The organism is Mycobacterium sp. IDR2000157661, assembly GCF_022317005.1.
In the GTDB taxonomy this organism is placed as follows: domain Bacteria; phylum Actinomycetota; class Actinomycetes; order Mycobacteriales; family Mycobacteriaceae; genus Mycobacterium.
The window spans coordinates 1,009,315-1,023,940 of the sequence record NZ_CP081006.1 but is presented as its reverse complement, the minus strand read 5'-3'; the positions used below and the strand labels follow the sequence as shown (position 1 = coordinate 1,023,940).

Genomic DNA, 14,626 nt, shown 5'->3' with positions numbered 1-14,626 from the left:
GGCGAGTCGTGGCAGACTGAGCGCATGGAGGACCGACTCAGCAAGGCGGAGATCCGCAAGGACGCCGTGCAGGAGATCTTCGAGTCCGGCGCGTCGACGGTCGGGCAAGTGGCGTCGATCGTCACCACCGCGGTCAAGGACGTCGTGAACGCCATCGGCGGCTTCGCCACCGACGCCTTCGAGATCCGCGACGGGGTGCGCCGCGCATCGCGGCGGCTCGACCCGGACCCGCAGGACGACGTCACAGACGCGTAAGTGCGTGGCCGTTTAGCCGCGCACCGGTTCGGCTAGTCGCACCGGGTGCCCATCGTCGAAACCGCATCCTCGGTAATCACCTCGTCGCTGTCGGCGGTCGCAGGCGGTGTCGGCGGACTGTTCGCGGTCGACGCGCCGCTGCGGCGCGCGGAGTTGGTGTTCGATGACGAGGCACGACTGCCGGGGCGCACGGAGTTGCTGCAGGCCGGCCGCCGGGTTCCGGCGCTGGTGCGCATTGCGCCCGACGGCGAGGGCCCCGACGAGGTTGGAGCCGTCCGCACGGTGTGCGTCAAGCTTCCCGACGTGTACGGGAAGGGGGGCGATCAGGACTTCCTGCTCGCGTCGTCGGCCGACGGGGTGCCCTTCCATCACGCGGCGCTGCCCGCCACACGCACCGACGAGCGGCTGTTCTCCTCGCTGTGGCTCTACCTCGCGGGCGTCTCGCCGGTGCTGTTCGGCGTGCGCGCGGCCGACTCGGGCTTCCGGTTCCTGATCAGCGGCGTGCTCGGACGCTTCCACGCCGTGGGGGACCTCGTCGTCGGCGACGCCGCGGAGATCGGATCGGTGGCGTTCGACGCCCGCAACAGCGGCGGTGGCATCCGCCCGCTGCCTCCGGTGATGTTCTACCGCGGCTAGCGGGACACAATAGAGACCATGCCCGCGCACGCGAGGAGCCGACGTTGCTAGCAGTCATCGGCGGTAGCGGTTTCTACTCGTTCTTCGGCTCCGACGCCCGCAGCGTCAGCCTCGACACCCCCTACGGCGCACCCAGCGCACCCATCACCGTCGGCTCGGTCGGTGACCACGAGGTCGCGTTCCTGCCCCGCCACGGCGTCAACCACGAGTACTCGCCGCACACCGTGCCGTACCGGGCCAACATGTGGGCGCTGCGCGCGCTGGGGGTGCGACGCGTATTCGGCCCGTGCGCGGTCGGCAGCCTCACCCCCGATCTGGGCCCGGGCTCGATGGTGGTGCCCGACCAACTCGTCGACCGCACGTCCGGGCGCGCCGACACCTACTTCGACTCCGGCGGCATCCATGTCGGCTTCGCCGACCCGTACTGCCCGCAGTTGAGCGCCGCGGCAACCGAACTGCCCGGCGTCGTCGACGGCGGCACGATGGTGGTGATCCAGGGCCCGCGCTTCTCGACCCGCGCCGAGAGCCGCTGGTTCGCCGACCAGGGCTTCACGCTGGTCAACATGACCGGCTACCCGGAGGCGGTGCTGGCTCGGGAGCTCGAGATGTGTTATGCCGCAATCGCATTGGTCACCGATCTGGATGCCGGCATCGAAACCGGCGCCGGCGTGCGAGCCGTCGACGTGTTCGCCGAGTTCGAGCGCAACCTGGTGCCGTTCAAGAAGCTCGTCCACGAGGCCATCGAGAACGTCGAACTCGAACGCACCTGCGAGCACTGCCGGCCGCACGCCGGCGTCGAACTGCCCTTCGATCTGCCGTGAGGGTGCTGCTGACGGGCGCGGCCGGGTTCATCGGAGCCCGGATCGGCACTGCGCTGCGCGCCGCCGGACACGAGGTCATCGCCGTCGACGCCATGCTGCCCGCCGCGCACGGACGCGGGGCGCAGCCGCCGGACGACTGCCGGGTGGTCGACATCCGCGACGCCTCCGCACTCGCTCCGCTGATGAAGAACGTCGATGTGGTCTGCCATCAGGCCGCGGTGGTGGGGGCGGGGGTCAATGCCGCCGACGCGCCGTCCTACGGCTCGCACAACGACTACGGCACCGCCGTGGTGCTGGCCGAGATGTTCGCCGCGGACTGCAGGCGACTGGTGCTGGCCTCTTCCATGGTCGTCTACGGCCAGGGCGGTTACGACTGTCCGGAGCACGGCCCGGTCGACCCGCAACCACGCACGCGCGCCGATCTCGATTCCGGCGTGTTCGAGCACCGCTGTCCGCACTGCGACGCGCTGGTGCAGTGGCGGCTGGTGTCCGAGGACGCGCCCCTGCGACCCCGCAGCCTGTACGCGGCCAGCAAGACGGCCCAGGAGCACTATGCGCTGTCCTGGGGCGAGGCCACCGGCGGGTCGGTCGTGGCACTGCGTTATCACAATGTGTACGGCCCGTACATGCCGCGCGACACCCCGTACTCGGGCGTGGCCGCGATCTTCCGGTCTGAACTCGAAGCAGGGGACGTGCCAAGGGTTTTCGAGGACGGAGGACAGATGCGCGACTTCGTGCACGTCGACGACGTGGCCGCGGCCAACGTGGCGGCCGTGGAGTCGGGCCTGGACGGGTTCAACCCGTTCAACGTCTGCTCGGGTCGGCCGATCTCGATCATGCAGGTGGCCACCGAATTGTGTGAGACCCGCGGTGACGCGCCTCCGGTGGTCACCGGGCAGTACCGCAGCGGCGACGTGCGCCACATCGTGGCCGACCCCGCGCGCGCCGCGCAGGTGCTGGGATTTCACGCGGCGGTCGACCCGCGCGACGGCCTGCGCGAGTTCGCGTTCGCGCCGTTGCGGACCTGATGCGCCGAACCGTTCGGGTGCTCGTTATCGTCACGCTCGTGGCGTCGGGTCTGATCGGGTTGCTGTGGTCGCAGCAGCGACGGCTGGTCTACTTCCCGAGTTCGGATCCGCTGCCGTCGGCCGCCGAGGTGCTGCCCAACGGTCGCGACGTCGCTCTGCAGACCACCGACGGCCTGTCCCTGACCGCCTGGTACTTCCCCGTCGGCGGCGGTGACGACGGTGGTCGTGCGGTGCTGGTGCTTCCGGGCAACGGAGGCGACCGCTCGATGCGGGTGCCGCTCGCGTCGGCGCTGAACCGGATGGGGATGTCGGTGCTGCTGGTGGACTATCGCGGGTTCGGCGGGAATCCTGGCCGCCCGTCGGAGCAGGGCCTGGCCGCCGATGCGCGGGCGGCACAGGAGTGGCTTGCCGCCCAGGCCGGGGTCGACGAGGTGGTGTACTTCGGCGAATCGCTCGGGGCCGCAGTGGCCGTCGAGCTCGCGACCGAGCACCCGCCTTCGGCGCTGGTGTTGCGTTCGCCGTTCACCTCGCTGGGTGACGCCGGGGCCGTGCACTACCCGTGGCTGCCGGTGCGGTGGCTGCTGATGGACCGTTATCCGTCGCTCGAACGCATCGCGGCGGTGCGGGTGCCGGTCCTCGTGGTGGCGGGTGATCGCGACGACATCGTGCCGGCGTCGATGAGCAGGCGGCTCTTCGAGGCGGCGAACGAGCCGAAGCGATGGCTGCTCGTGCCCGGCGCCGGGCACAACGACCTGGAGCTGCTGGCCGGGCCGCGGATGCTCGACGAGATCGGGCGGTTCCTGTCGGAGCACGGAACCGCGACGTAATACTGGCCGGGTGACACCAGCGATTTGTCAGCAGTTCGGCATCGACTTCCCGCTCTTCGCGTTCAGCCACTGCCGCGACGTGGTCGCCGCGGTGACGAACGCCGGTGGCTTGGGGGTGCTCGGCGGGACGGCCTACACACCCGAGCAGTTGGACCAGGAGCTGTCCTGGATCGACGACCAGGTCGGCGGTAGGCCATACGGTGTCGACCTGATCGTGCCGGCCAAGTACGAGGGCAAGGGCGAGCAGGTGACGGCGGCCGATCTGGCGGGCCGGATTCCCGACGAGTACCGCGGCTTCGTCACTGAGCTCCTGGCATCGCACGGCATCGAGTCGCAGGACTCGCCGCGCTTCGGCAACGCGGCCCTGTCGGGTAACACCGGCAAGGAACTGATGGACGTGGCGATGAGCCACCCGATCCGCTTGATCGCCAACGCACTGGGGGTGCCGCCGGACTACATGATCGAGGCCGGCAAGGAACACGGCGTACCGGTTGCGGCGCTGGTCGGCGCCAAGGAGCACGCGGTCAAGCAGGTCGCAGCAGGTGTCGACCTGGTCGTCGCGCAGGGCACCGAGGCCGGTGGGCACTGCGGAGAGGTGACGACGTTGGTTCTGGTGCCTGAGGTCATCGAAGCCGTCGACGGCGCGGTGCCGGTCCTCGCGGCGGGAGGGATAGTCACCGGCAGGCAGATGGCGGCCGCTGTTGCGATGGGTGCCGACGGTGCGTGGACGGGTTCGGTGTGGTTGACCACCGAGGAGGCCGAGACGGCGCCGCACACGAAGCAGAAGTTCCTCGCGGCGACGTCGCGGGACACCGTCCGGTCGGCGGGCCGCACCGGGAAGCCTGCGCGACAGCTGGTTTCGGACTGGACTCAGGCGTGGCAGCCGGTCGAGGGCGGTCACAAACCGTTGCCGCTGCCCCTGCAGTCGATGCTGGCCGAACCGATCATTCGGCGGGTCGACGTGCTCGCCTCGCAGGGCCATGAAGGTGCGCAGGCCCTGGCGACCTACTTCGTCGGTCAGGGCGTCGGCCTGATGAACAAGGTCAAGCCCGCCCGCGAGGTGGTGCGCGAGTTCATCGAGGACTACGTCGCGGCCACCGAGCGACTGAGCAATTCGCTGCCCGACTAGGAGATGCCGTCATGCCGCAACCGATTCCACGTCGCACCGCCGCGGGCCTCCTCGCGTCGGTGGCCGCGATGACATTCGTTCCCCCGGCCTCGGCCGCCCCGCTGAACCCGATACCGGGGAACGGGTTCTTCATCGTCGGGACCGACATCGAGCCAGGGTTGTATCAGACGGCCGGGTCGGCATCGACTTGGGCGGTGTGGATCAACGATGTGCCGACACAGGACTCGATGTGCGCATGGTTCACCTACAGCACACCCGACACCAACAAGGACAACGTGGTGGCGACGAACATCTCCATCGGCCCGATGTTCGCGAACATCAACTCGACGGTGATGGCCTTCGAGTCGCGGAACTGCCAACCCTGGACCCGCGTGCCCTGAGCCGAGTGGTTAATCGAAGGTGATGCGCACCGAGATGGGGTCGCTCTCCATCGCTCGCATCGTCAACGCAGTGGCCGACCGGCTCAGCTTACCGGCACCGCCCAAGCTGCGGCCACGGGCGCGGACGTCGTCATCGGGCTCGAAAGTGGCTGTGCCGGTATGCCATTGGTCGTTGACACGGACACGCACCTTCGGGTCTGCGGCGATGTTGTGGGCCCACCCGGCGCGGCGGCCGTGCTGGGAGATGACCCACACACCCGCCTCGTCGGCCCGGCCGGCCAGCGGCACCCGCCGCGGCTCGCCGGACTTGCGGCCGACGGTCTCCAGCTCCACCATCAGGGACGGTCGGACCCCGAGCCGGTCCAGCGCCGCGACCACGGGGTTGAGCACCACGCGGCCCAATTGCCGCTCCACCTTGAACTTGCGACGCGCCTTCTCGGCAGTTCTCGCGGCCATTGCAACCTCCTCGTCGAGCGGATGGTGCCGACTGTAGTTGAGTGATCACTCAAAAACAAGGGTTCGCTGCGGGAGGGATCGGCGAGCGCAACGCCACGGCGCGAATCGGACGGAGATCACGCCGTGGCGTTACATTCGGCGAAGCAGGCGCCAGTGGAACTGGGTTCGGAGGCCGACTCAGTCGGCGGCCGCAAGCGGCAACCGCACCTCGAAGCGGGCGCCGGTGCCGAGGTTGCGCGCCGAGAGCGTGCCACGATGGGCCTGCACCAGGCCGGCCGCGATCGCGAGGCCGAGCCCGGAACCGCTCGGCAGCGACGAGTCCGCCCGCGGCACCCGATCGTTGGAACCGCGGTACGCGACGTCGAACACCCGCGGCAGGTCGGCGTCGTCGATTCCCACGCCGGTGTCATCGACGCGTGCCCACGCGCCGTTCTCGTCGGCGCCCAGCGCCAGCGACACCCGTCCGCCCTCCGGCGTGTGCGCGATCGCGTTGGCGACCAGGTTCGACAGCACCCGCACCAGGGCGCGGTCGCTGCCCAGCACGCGAACCGGTGTCTCAGGCAACTCCGCCGTCAGCGCCACGCCTGCTCGTTCGGCCGTGATCCGATGGGCGGTGAGCACGTCGTCGACCACCTCGTCGAGCGCGACCCGGTCGAACGCGGGCTGGACCGCTCCGGCATTGATCTTCGACATCTCGAACAGGTCGTCGACCATCTCGGACAACCGAATCGACTCCTGCTCGATGGTCTTGGCGTGCACGCCCACCTCGGCATCGGGCACCACACCGTCGGCGATGGCCTCCGCGAGCGCCCGTATCCCCGCCAACGGCGTGCGCAGGTCATGGCTGACGAACGCCACCAACCTGCGGCGCGACTGCTCGGCTGCCCGCTCCGACTCGCGGATCTCCTGCTCCCAGACCGTGCGCCGGGCCTGATAGCGGGCCAGCATCACCGCCGCCGGGATGGTCACCACCGACACGATCACCAGGACGACGGCGGTCTGTCCGAACGTCTCGTTGATCATGAACCGGCTGGCGCCGAGCACGCCGGTGAACGTCGCCAATACCGGGATCAGCACCAACGCCACCATGCTGACCGCCAGCGACCACGACCGGGCCAACCGGATGACGATGCCGCCGGTGAGCACGACGGGCACCGAGCACGCCAGCGCCAGGCCCGCGATCTCCAACAGGTCGCCGGGCACTACGCCCTCTGCTCTTGGCCGTCTGTCCTCGGGTCGACAACCGCGTCGGTAGTTGTCTGCTCCTCGCGCAAGCGCTCGTCGGTAGTTGTCTGCTCCTCGCGCAAGCGCTCGTCGGTGCCTGTCTGCTCCTCGCGCAAGCGCTCGTCGGTAGTTGTCTGCTCCTCGCGCAAGCGCTCGTCGGCACTCCACAGGTAGCCGCGGCCCCACACCGTCTGCACACGGTGATGCTCTCCGAGCTTGGACCGCAGCCGCTTGACGTGCACCGTCACCGTCGACAAATCGCCGAAGTCCCACTGCCACACCTGCTTCAGCAGCTCCTCGCGCGTGAAGACGGTGTCGGTGTGGGTCAGGAAGAACAGCAGCAGGTCGAATTCGCGGTTGGTCAGCGACACCGGAGCGCCCTTGATCGTCACCGTCCGCGACGCGGTCGACACCGTCAGATCGCCGACGGCGATGTCCACCGGCAGCCGGCCCGTCGGCGCAGGCACGCGCCGCAACACCGATCGCACCCGCAACGCCAGCTCGCGCGGGCTGAACGGCTTGGTCAGGTAGTCGTCCGCACCGGCCTCCAGACCGGCGATCCGATCGTCCTCCTCGCCGAGCGCGGTGAGCAGGATGACCGGAACGGCGTAGTCGCCCCGCTGGCGCAAACTGCGGCACAACGTCAATCCGTCCGGACCCGGCATCATCACGTCGAGCACGGCGACGTCGATGCGCTGTGAGCCCAACAGCCGCAGCGCCTCGGTTCCGTCGGTCGCGATGGCCACCTCGAGGCCGTCGCGCTCCAGATAGCGGCGCACCACGTCGCGCACGACCATGTCGTCGTCGGCGATCAGCACCCGGGTCACAAGCCCGAGAGTAGCCGTATGTGGGCCACTACCTGCGCCGATGTCATGGATTCGTCACCAAAGCGCTGGTTGGGGGTTGACGCGCCTGGATAGCCTCACAGGCATGCCCGACAGTCCGGTCACGGTGGTGCTGCCGTGCCTCAACGAGGCCGAATCACTGCCCGGAGTGCTCGGGGCGATCCCGCCCGGATTCCGTCCGCTCGTCGTCGACAACAACAGCAGCGACGCAACAGCGCAGGTGGCGCGGCAGCTCGGGGCCATCGTGGTGACCGAGAAGCGGGCCGGCTACGGCGCGGCCGTGCACGCCGGCGTGGTCGCGGCGACGACACCCATCGTGGCGGTGATCGACGCCGACGGCTCGCTCGACCCCGGTGACCTGCCCGCGTTGGTCGACGACCTGGACCGGGGCGCGGACATGGCGATCGGTCGTCGGCGGGCGGTCAAGGGGTTGAAGTGGCCGTGGCACGCGAGGCTGGGCACAGCGGCGGTGTGCTGGCGGCTGCGCCAACGGCACGGGCTGCCGGTGCACGACATCGCGCCGATGCGGGTCGCCCGCCGGGAGCCGCTGATAGCTCTTGGGGTAGAGGATCGCCGATCGGGGTATCCGCTCGAACTACTGGTCCGGGCGGCTGCGGCGGGCTGGCAGGTGGTGGAGCGCGACGTCGACTACGGCCCGCGGACGGGGGGAAAGTCGAAGGTGAGCGGATCGCTTCGCGGCAGTGTCGTGGCGGCCATGGACTTCTGGCGGGTGATCTCGTGACGACGCTCCCGGTCGCGGGGTTGGTGGTCGCGAAGGCACCGGTGCCCGGTCTGGCCAAGACCAGGCTCGCCGCCACGATCGGTGACGTGGCCGCCGCGCACATCGCGGCGGCCGCGCTGCTCGACACGCTCGACGCGGTGGCCGCCGCACCGATGCAGGAGAAGGTGGTGGCGCTGATCGGCGATCTGAGCGAGGCCGCCCTCGGCGACGAGATACGGCAGCGCCTCGCCGATTTCACCGTCGTGGCACAGCGGGGGTCCGACTTCGGCGACCGGCTGGCCAACGCGCACGCCGACGCCTCCACCGGTCTTCCCGTCCTGCAGATCGGCATGGACACCCCTCAGGTGTCGACCGACATGCTCACCGAGTGCGCCGGAGAACTTCTGGGCACCGCCGCGGTGCTCGGCCTGGCCGAGGACGGCGGCTGGTGGGTGTTGGGTGTCGCCGACCCGGCGATCGCCGAATGTCTACGCGCCGTGCCGATGTCGCAGTCCGACACCGGCGCGTTGACCTTGGCTGCGCTGTACGCCCAGGGTGTCGCCGTCAGCCTGGTGGCCGAGCTCGCCGACGTCGACACTGTCGACGACATCGAGGCCGTGCGCCGAATGTGCCCGGCCGACAGCCATTTCGCCCGAGCCACCCGAGCGGTGGGGGTCTGATGCTGGGCAACCTCTATGACCGCGCGCTCGACGGCGAGCGCTGCTGGATCCGTCACGACGACGGCGAGGTGCGCAGCCTGCCGGTGCGCCGGTGGCTGGGCGGTGAGCACGCCGACGGCCGGTTCGACCAGGCCGTCGTCGACCTGTGCGACGGCCCGACCATCGACCTGGGTTGCGGACCGGGACGGTTGGTGACCGAGTTGATCCGGCGAGGTATCCCCGCGCTCGGGGTCGACCAGTCGGCCACCGCGGTTGGTCTGGCCCGCCGCAGCGGTGCCCCGGCGTTGCGGCGCGACGTGTTCGGCCCCCTGCCCGGCATGGGACGCTGGCAGACCGTGCTGCTGGCCGACGGCAACGTCGGTCTCGGCGGTGACCCTCATCGGGTGCTGCGCCGCGCGGCCGAACTGCTGCGGCAAGGCGGGCAGTGCATCGTCGAATTCGAGTCGCTCGCCCGGGGCGTCCGGTCGGGGTGGGTGCGGCTGGAAACCTCGCAGACGATCGGTCCGTGGTTCGAGTGGGCCACAGTCGGTATCGACTGCGCCGCCGAGATCGCCGAGCAGGCCGGTCTGGCGTTGACGCGCATCCAACCGATCGGCAGCCGTGTCGTGGCGACTTTGACGGCCTAGTTCACGCTTTCGGCAGCAGATCGGCGGTGATGATCTGCAGGCTGCCGCGCGCAGTGCTGCCCGTGACCAGCACGTTTCCCGAGCCGGGGACGACAGCTACCGAATTCGGCTGCTGCACGGTCGGCAGGAGGCCGAGCGCCCGAGGCTGTGCCGGGTCGGCCAGGTCCACCACCTGCAGTTGATTGCTCGCGGTCAGCGTGACGAACAGCAGGCGGCGCTGCGGATCGAAGGCGAGCCCGTACGGCTTGCCCGGCGAGTCGATGCGCGAGATCTCGGTGACCTGCGGGTCGATGCGCTCGATCAGCACGGCGTCACCGTCGGTGTCGGCGAACGCGGCGAGGTCACCGGACAGGGCTACCGCGTGGGTCAGCTTCGTGCCGACCGGAGCCTGCGCGACCTGCCGTCGACCGCGCCCGTCGTAGACCCAGACGCCGTTGCCCTGCACATCGGCCACGGCGGCGTAGTCGCCGACGGCCGCGACGCCGCCGGGTTGGGGCGGGCCCGCGGGCAGCGACCCGACGATGGCGCCGTCGCGGACGAACACCACCCCGCCGCCGCGCTCGTTGGTGACGACGATGGTGCCGTCGGCGGTGCGCACGGCATCGTGCGGTTGCCTACCGACGCCGGGCACCGACGTCTGTCTGCCGTCGGGCAGGTCCAGCAGCACAAGTCGGTCGGTGGTCTCCAACGGGGCCAGCACCGGGCCGTCCGGCCCGGCCAGGCTCAGGTGGCGCGCGGCGCCGTCGGTCGGAATGGTCTGGCGCACTGCACCGGTGGTGGAGTCCACGAGCGCGATCGCCGCGCGGTTGCGCACCGCCACGGCCGCGACCCCGGACTCCCCGACCACGATGCCCTCGGGCACGCTCGGCAGCGGCACCACCCGCCCGGCAGGCCGGGTGTCGGGGGCGTCGGCGCGGGCCGGTTCGGCCGCGGGTACGGGCGTCGGGGGCGACGTCGGCGCCGGGGGTTCCGACCCCCCGCCGCAGCCCACCAGGGCTGCGCTGAGGGACAGGGCCGCAAGAGATTTCGAGGTTCTCATCGTCGTACCACCGATCGGATCGCGTAGAGGAACGCACTCGTGCCGAACACCGCGGCGGTGAACAGCAGCCACCGCTGCAGGAACGGTTCCTGGGTCATGCCCGTTGCCGCGTAGAAGGTGCGCGCACCCTGTTCGATGATGCCGGGCAGGAACACCAGCAGCGTCAGCCCGGAGGCCAGCGCGGGGATCCGGACGTAGTTGACAGCCGGCACCCGGGACCGGAACCCGTTCGCGGCGAGCAGGATTCGATCGGCCAGCGCATAGACGGGAAACAGCACGAGGTCGTGGGCAATGATGGCGACGGCGAACCACACCAGAATGGACTGCCACCACGTGCGGTCGTTCCACAGCGCAGCGGGAGTGAGGGTGGCGATCACATAGCCGAACAGCGCGAAGCCGGCGACCAGGGTCAGCAGGTGCAGCGGGTGTGATCCGTAGGCCCTTCGGAAGTGGGCCAGTGCGGTGCGCATGTCAGGCGCCTCGGAAGTCGATGAACTCGACCCATTTGGTGTTGTGCACGCCGGGCAGCGCCGGGACGATGATCCGCGCAGGGAATCCGTGGTCGAGTGACAGCTCGGCGCCGTTGACCCGCAGTGCCAGCAGCGAATCGGGGTGCAGCACCTGATTGCTCTGCAGCGTCGCGCGGTTGAACCCGCCGCGCCGCTCCACCGACTGGACGAACGCCGAACTCGGGTCCGGCACACCGGCGAGCTGTGCGAGTTCCCGCAACTGCACCCCGGTCCACACCTCGGTCGTCGACCAGCCCTCGACGCAGGCGATCGGCAGCCGGGCGGTGTGCTGCGGCATGGCACTCAACGTGGCACGGTCGAGGACCACCGGCTCCGACCCGCCGGTGAGGGTGAGTCGCCACCGGTCGCCGCCGGCAAGTAGGGGGATGACGCCCGCCGCCTCGGCGGTGCGGTTGATCGGGAAGTCATTGGGCCCGTCACCGCTGGTCAGCCCGCGGGGCAGGAGGAAGGCGGTCTGGCGCGCCCACCCGCCGATGGTCTGGCCGGCCGTGACGACGGCCATCAGCAACGCCCCACCACCGACGAGGGCCAGCGCGCCGCGTCGGCTCAACGTCGCGGGCCCGGGGTCGGCGGGGGCCAGGCCCTCGGGCTCATACGGTTCGGCGACGGTGTCCTCGCGCCGGGTGCGCAGCACCTCGCGCATGGACCGCGACCGCAGACCGGTCCACATCCGCGGAATCTTGATCGCGATGTGCATGACGAACCCGGCGATGAACACCCAGGCGCCGTAGTAGTGAGCGGTGTAGAAGCTGAAGCCGAAGATGTAGTCGTACTGGATGTTCAGCACACCGGTGACGATCTCGAACAGGATGCCGCCGACCAGCAGAAGCAGCGACAACCGTTCCAGCACTTGTGCGATCGACCGGGACGGTGGCCAGGCGAACAGCCGCGGGATCACCGACCACAGCTTGGCCAGCACAACCGGGATCAGGACCAGGCCGCCGATGACGTGCAGGCCCTGGTTGAGCCGGTACAACCACGAGGGGTCGGTCGGCCAGGCGAAGGTCGGCAGTTTGAGTCCGCCCACATCCGCTGGAATCGCCTGACCGAACTGCGGCCCGTAGGCGATGTAGGACAGCAGCCCGGTGATGATCACGATCGGCAGCGTCACCAGCAGCACCGCACCCAGCATCGAGGTCAGCCAAAGGCCGCGCAGTGGACTGCGCCAGCGGTTCAGCAGACCGACACCGGGCGGGGGATGCTCGTCCAAGCCCCGCCACGCACGTTCGGGAAACCCGTAGCCGCCCGAGTCGGTCGGTGCGTTCGTGTCGCGACGCTCACCGTCGTCCATGACGTCCACCTTCCTGTTTCATGCTCCATGGTGGACGCCCCAGCCGCTTCCGTTACGGATTCGTCAGGGGTGATCGAGACGCGGCGTCACCAGTTCGTCAGGATGAAGTGGTTGATGAGCAGGGCGCCCAGCACGTTGAGTGCGAGCCACCAGCGTTGCGACCGCGGCGGCAGCAACGCCCCGGCCGCGGTCAGCCAGATCATGAACGGCAGCCAGATGCGTTCGGTTTCGGCCTTGCTCAGCATCGACAGGTCGGCGAACAGGATCGCCAGCAGGGCGCCGATGACGAGCATGTGCAGCCCGGGGCGGCGCCGGATCGCGGCGATGTCGAACACTCGGCCGATGCCGGCGACACTGCCGAGTCCGATCGCGCACACCGTCGACGCCAGGTTCGCCCACGCCCAGTACTGGAACGGCCGGTCGTTGGCGATGCCCTGCCAATAGCGTTCCTGCACAAGCGTGTAGCCGTCGAACCACCAGAACCCGACTGCCAGGAACACCGCCACGACGGCGACCGCGGCGACGACGGCGGGTGCCACGGCTCGCAGTGCGGCCCGCCAGTCCGGCGCGCACAACAGCACGGCGAGCGCGGGCAGCGCCATCAACCCGATGCCGTAGTTGAGGAAGATGCCCCACCCCAGCAGCAGCCCGGCGCCGATTGCGGCCACCGCGGGCCAGCGCACCCGGTGCCCAATTCGCGGCTCGCCGCGGTCCTTGACGGACAGGGCCAGCAGCGCGATGCCCCACGCCGCGACACCGGCGAAGTAGCCGTCGGCCGACACGGCGATCCAGATGGCGGTGGGCGCCACCGCCACGAACGGCGCCGCCATCCGCGCGGTCTGCTCGTCGGCCAGCGCCCGCACGGCCACCACGATGGCGGCCGCCGCGCTGGACCCGACGAGCAGGCACAGCAGGCCGGCCCATGCACCGCCGGACAGCCCGATGCGGTCCAGCCACACGAAGGTCAGCAGCGCGCCGGGCGGATGCCCGGACACATGGGTGATCCACGAGTCCGGCTGGTAGTCGAGGATCCGGTCGGAGAAGGTGCGCAGCGCCTCGGGGATGTCGGTGACCGTCGGCACCTGACGCAGGTACTCGTGCCGGGCGGTGAGCCTGCCCGCGAAGCCGCGCTGCCAGCCGTCGATCATCGCCAGCGAGAACGCCCACCCGCAGGCGGTCGCCCAGGTCACCCAGGGCAGCGCGCGCCACGGCAACCGCAGCGCCAGCGACTGACCCCACACCACCGCCGCGATGCCGATGACGATCGCCGGGACGGTGCCCCAGCCGACATGCGCGTTCCACCACCCGAACAGTGGCGCGGTGCCCGCGAAGTCGCGGAAGCGCTGCGGACTGGCGTTGATCAACGGCGTGACGATGCCCAGATTCAGGCGCGGTACCACAAACGCCGCGACGACCAACAGCACGCCGATGGTGACGGCAATGGCCTCGCGGCGCCCCACTCGCATGCCCGCCACCCTACAAACCCCGCGAGCGACCGTGTCTGTACGCGGCACGCCGGTAGAACCTGTACTGGAGCGGTCGCTCGCGGCGGATCAGTACAGCACGCTGCGGTGCTGGCGTAGACCGCGCCGGAAGGGTCCACACCGACAAGTGGCCCGTCGTCAGCCCAGCTGAGCAGCCTCAACGGAGGCTTACCTGCGACCGGCGAAAATGTCCTGCCCTGGTCGATGCTGTGCACCAGCCCTTCAGCGGTCGTCGCCAGAATCTCGTCCGACGTCCTCGGCGACACCGCGATGTCGGCTGCCGGAATTTCAGCGCGCCGCTCCCAGGTGCCATTCTGTCCGCTCACCAGCAGTGCAGAGGTCAGGCTGTCCAGGCCGTAGATCGTGTTGTGCCGGTACTCCAGGGAGTGGAAATCGGCCTCGCCCTTCAGCGACACGGAGCTCCATGACTGTCCCCCGTCGGTGCTTTCAATGAGGCCGAGATTCGACGGAGCCTCACTGTCGCCTAGGCCGGTATGGCCGCTCCCGAGGAAGTGGTCAGAATCGCGGCGCCGGACGCGTCGCAGCAATGTAGGGAAAAGGTACGTACTGATCAGAGCCGTAGATTTCCCAATCTGCATCGCCGCGGTCCGCAGCTGATCAGCCACAGCGAGTCGAACAGTAGGCACAAGGGAT

Annotated in this window: 16 protein-coding genes and 1 pseudogene; 10 read left to right on the top strand and 7 right to left on the bottom strand. The window is 69.6% G+C overall.

What is annotated here, in order from left to right:
- Positions 1 to 24 precede the first annotated feature (24 nt).
- From K3G64_RS05830 to K3G64_RS05800, 7 genes are read left to right on the top strand one after another with little or no spacing between them, the layout of a single operon-like run.
- Positions 25 to 255 carry a hypothetical protein gene (locus tag K3G64_RS05830; RefSeq protein WP_238889650.1) on the top strand — a complete coding sequence of 77 codons (231 nt, stop codon included), beginning with the start codon at positions 25 to 27 and terminating at the stop codon, positions 253 to 255.
- A gap of 45 nt (positions 256 to 300) precedes the next feature.
- Positions 301 to 891 carry a hypothetical protein gene (locus K3G64_RS05825; protein ID WP_238889649.1) on the top strand — a complete coding sequence of 197 codons (591 nt, stop codon included), beginning with the start codon at positions 301 to 303 and terminating at the stop codon, positions 889 to 891.
- A gap of 44 nt (positions 892 to 935) precedes the next feature.
- Positions 936 to 1,712: an S-methyl-5'-thioadenosine phosphorylase gene (locus K3G64_RS05820; RefSeq protein ID WP_238889648.1), complete on the top strand. Its 777-nt coding sequence runs from the start codon at positions 936 to 938 to the stop codon at positions 1,710 to 1,712.
- Positions 1,709 to 2,740 carry an NAD-dependent epimerase/dehydratase family protein gene (locus K3G64_RS05815; protein ID WP_238889647.1) on the top strand — a complete coding sequence of 344 codons (1,032 nt, stop codon included), beginning with the start codon at positions 1,709 to 1,711 and terminating at the stop codon, positions 2,738 to 2,740. The genes K3G64_RS05820 and K3G64_RS05815 overlap by 4 nt, the downstream gene beginning before the upstream one ends.
- Entirely contained in the window at positions 2,740 to 3,567 is an 828-nt protein-coding gene (locus tag K3G64_RS05810) for an alpha/beta hydrolase (RefSeq protein WP_238889646.1), read from the top strand. Before K3G64_RS05815 ends, K3G64_RS05810 begins: the two co-directional genes overlap by 1 nt.
- A gap of 10 nt (positions 3,568 to 3,577) precedes the next feature.
- On the top strand, positions 3,578 to 4,696 hold the full coding sequence (locus tag K3G64_RS05805) for an NAD(P)H-dependent flavin oxidoreductase (RefSeq protein WP_238889645.1): 1,119 nt from the start codon (positions 3,578 to 3,580) through the stop codon (positions 4,694 to 4,696).
- Positions 4,697 to 4,707: 11 nt separating this feature from the next.
- Positions 4,708 to 5,076, top strand: a complete 369-nt coding sequence (locus K3G64_RS05800) for a hypothetical protein (RefSeq protein WP_238889643.1) — start codon at positions 4,708 to 4,710, stop codon at positions 5,074 to 5,076.
- 9 nt (positions 5,077 to 5,085) lie between these two features.
- On the opposite strand, the gene K3G64_RS05795 is transcribed toward K3G64_RS05800, so the two are convergent.
- The 3 genes and pseudogenes from K3G64_RS05795 to K3G64_RS05785 form a co-directional block, all read right to left on the bottom strand.
- Positions 5,086 to 5,532, bottom strand: a complete 447-nt coding sequence (locus tag K3G64_RS05795) for a nitroreductase/quinone reductase family protein (RefSeq protein ID WP_238889641.1) — start codon at positions 5,530 to 5,532, stop codon at positions 5,086 to 5,088.
- A 177-nt stretch (positions 5,533 to 5,709) separates the two neighbouring features.
- Positions 5,710 to 6,735 (bottom strand): sensor histidine kinase, encoded by a 1,026-nt coding sequence (locus K3G64_RS05790; protein ID WP_238889639.1) that lies wholly within the window; start codon positions 6,733 to 6,735, stop codon positions 5,710 to 5,712.
- Positions 6,736 to 6,905: 170 nt separating this feature from the next.
- A pseudogene (locus K3G64_RS05785) lies at positions 6,906 to 7,583 on the bottom strand (response regulator transcription factor); the annotation flags it as partial.
- Positions 7,584 to 7,686: 103 nt separating this feature from the next.
- Between K3G64_RS05785 and K3G64_RS05780 the strand changes: the two are divergent.
- The 3 genes from K3G64_RS05780 to K3G64_RS05770 are packed head-to-tail and all read left to right on the top strand — an operon-like array spanning position 7,687 to position 9,628.
- Complete coding sequence (locus tag K3G64_RS05780; RefSeq protein ID WP_238889637.1) at positions 7,687 to 8,343, top strand: glycosyltransferase family 2 protein; 657 nt, start codon at positions 7,687 to 7,689, stop codon at positions 8,341 to 8,343.
- Entirely contained in the window at positions 8,340 to 9,002 is a 663-nt protein-coding gene (locus K3G64_RS05775) for a TIGR04282 family arsenosugar biosynthesis glycosyltransferase (RefSeq protein ID WP_238889635.1), read from the top strand. The genes K3G64_RS05780 and K3G64_RS05775 overlap by 4 nt, the downstream gene beginning before the upstream one ends.
- On the top strand, positions 9,002 to 9,628 hold the full coding sequence (locus K3G64_RS05770) for a class I SAM-dependent methyltransferase (RefSeq protein ID WP_238889633.1): 627 nt from the start codon (positions 9,002 to 9,004) through the stop codon (positions 9,626 to 9,628). The genes K3G64_RS05775 and K3G64_RS05770 overlap by 1 nt, the downstream gene beginning before the upstream one ends.
- Position 9,629: 1 nt before the next feature.
- Here K3G64_RS05770 and K3G64_RS05765 read toward each other — a convergent pair whose 3' ends face one another.
- From K3G64_RS05765 to K3G64_RS05750, 4 genes are all read right to left on the bottom strand, one after another.
- Positions 9,630 to 10,667, bottom strand: a complete 1,038-nt coding sequence (locus tag K3G64_RS05765; RefSeq protein WP_238889631.1) for a hypothetical protein — start codon at positions 10,665 to 10,667, stop codon at positions 9,630 to 9,632.
- Entirely contained in the window at positions 10,664 to 11,137 is a 474-nt protein-coding gene (locus K3G64_RS05760) for a hypothetical protein (RefSeq protein WP_238889629.1), read from the bottom strand. The genes K3G64_RS05765 and K3G64_RS05760 overlap by 4 nt, the downstream gene beginning before the upstream one ends.
- Before the next feature lies 1 nt (position 11,138).
- Positions 11,139 to 12,488 (bottom strand): molybdopterin-dependent oxidoreductase, encoded by a 1,350-nt coding sequence (locus tag K3G64_RS05755; RefSeq protein WP_238889627.1) that lies wholly within the window; start codon positions 12,486 to 12,488, stop codon positions 11,139 to 11,141.
- A gap of 86 nt (positions 12,489 to 12,574) precedes the next feature.
- Positions 12,575 to 13,954, bottom strand: a complete 1,380-nt coding sequence (locus tag K3G64_RS05750) for a hypothetical protein (RefSeq protein ID WP_238889625.1) — start codon at positions 13,952 to 13,954, stop codon at positions 12,575 to 12,577.
- Positions 13,955 to 14,626 lie beyond the last annotated feature (672 nt).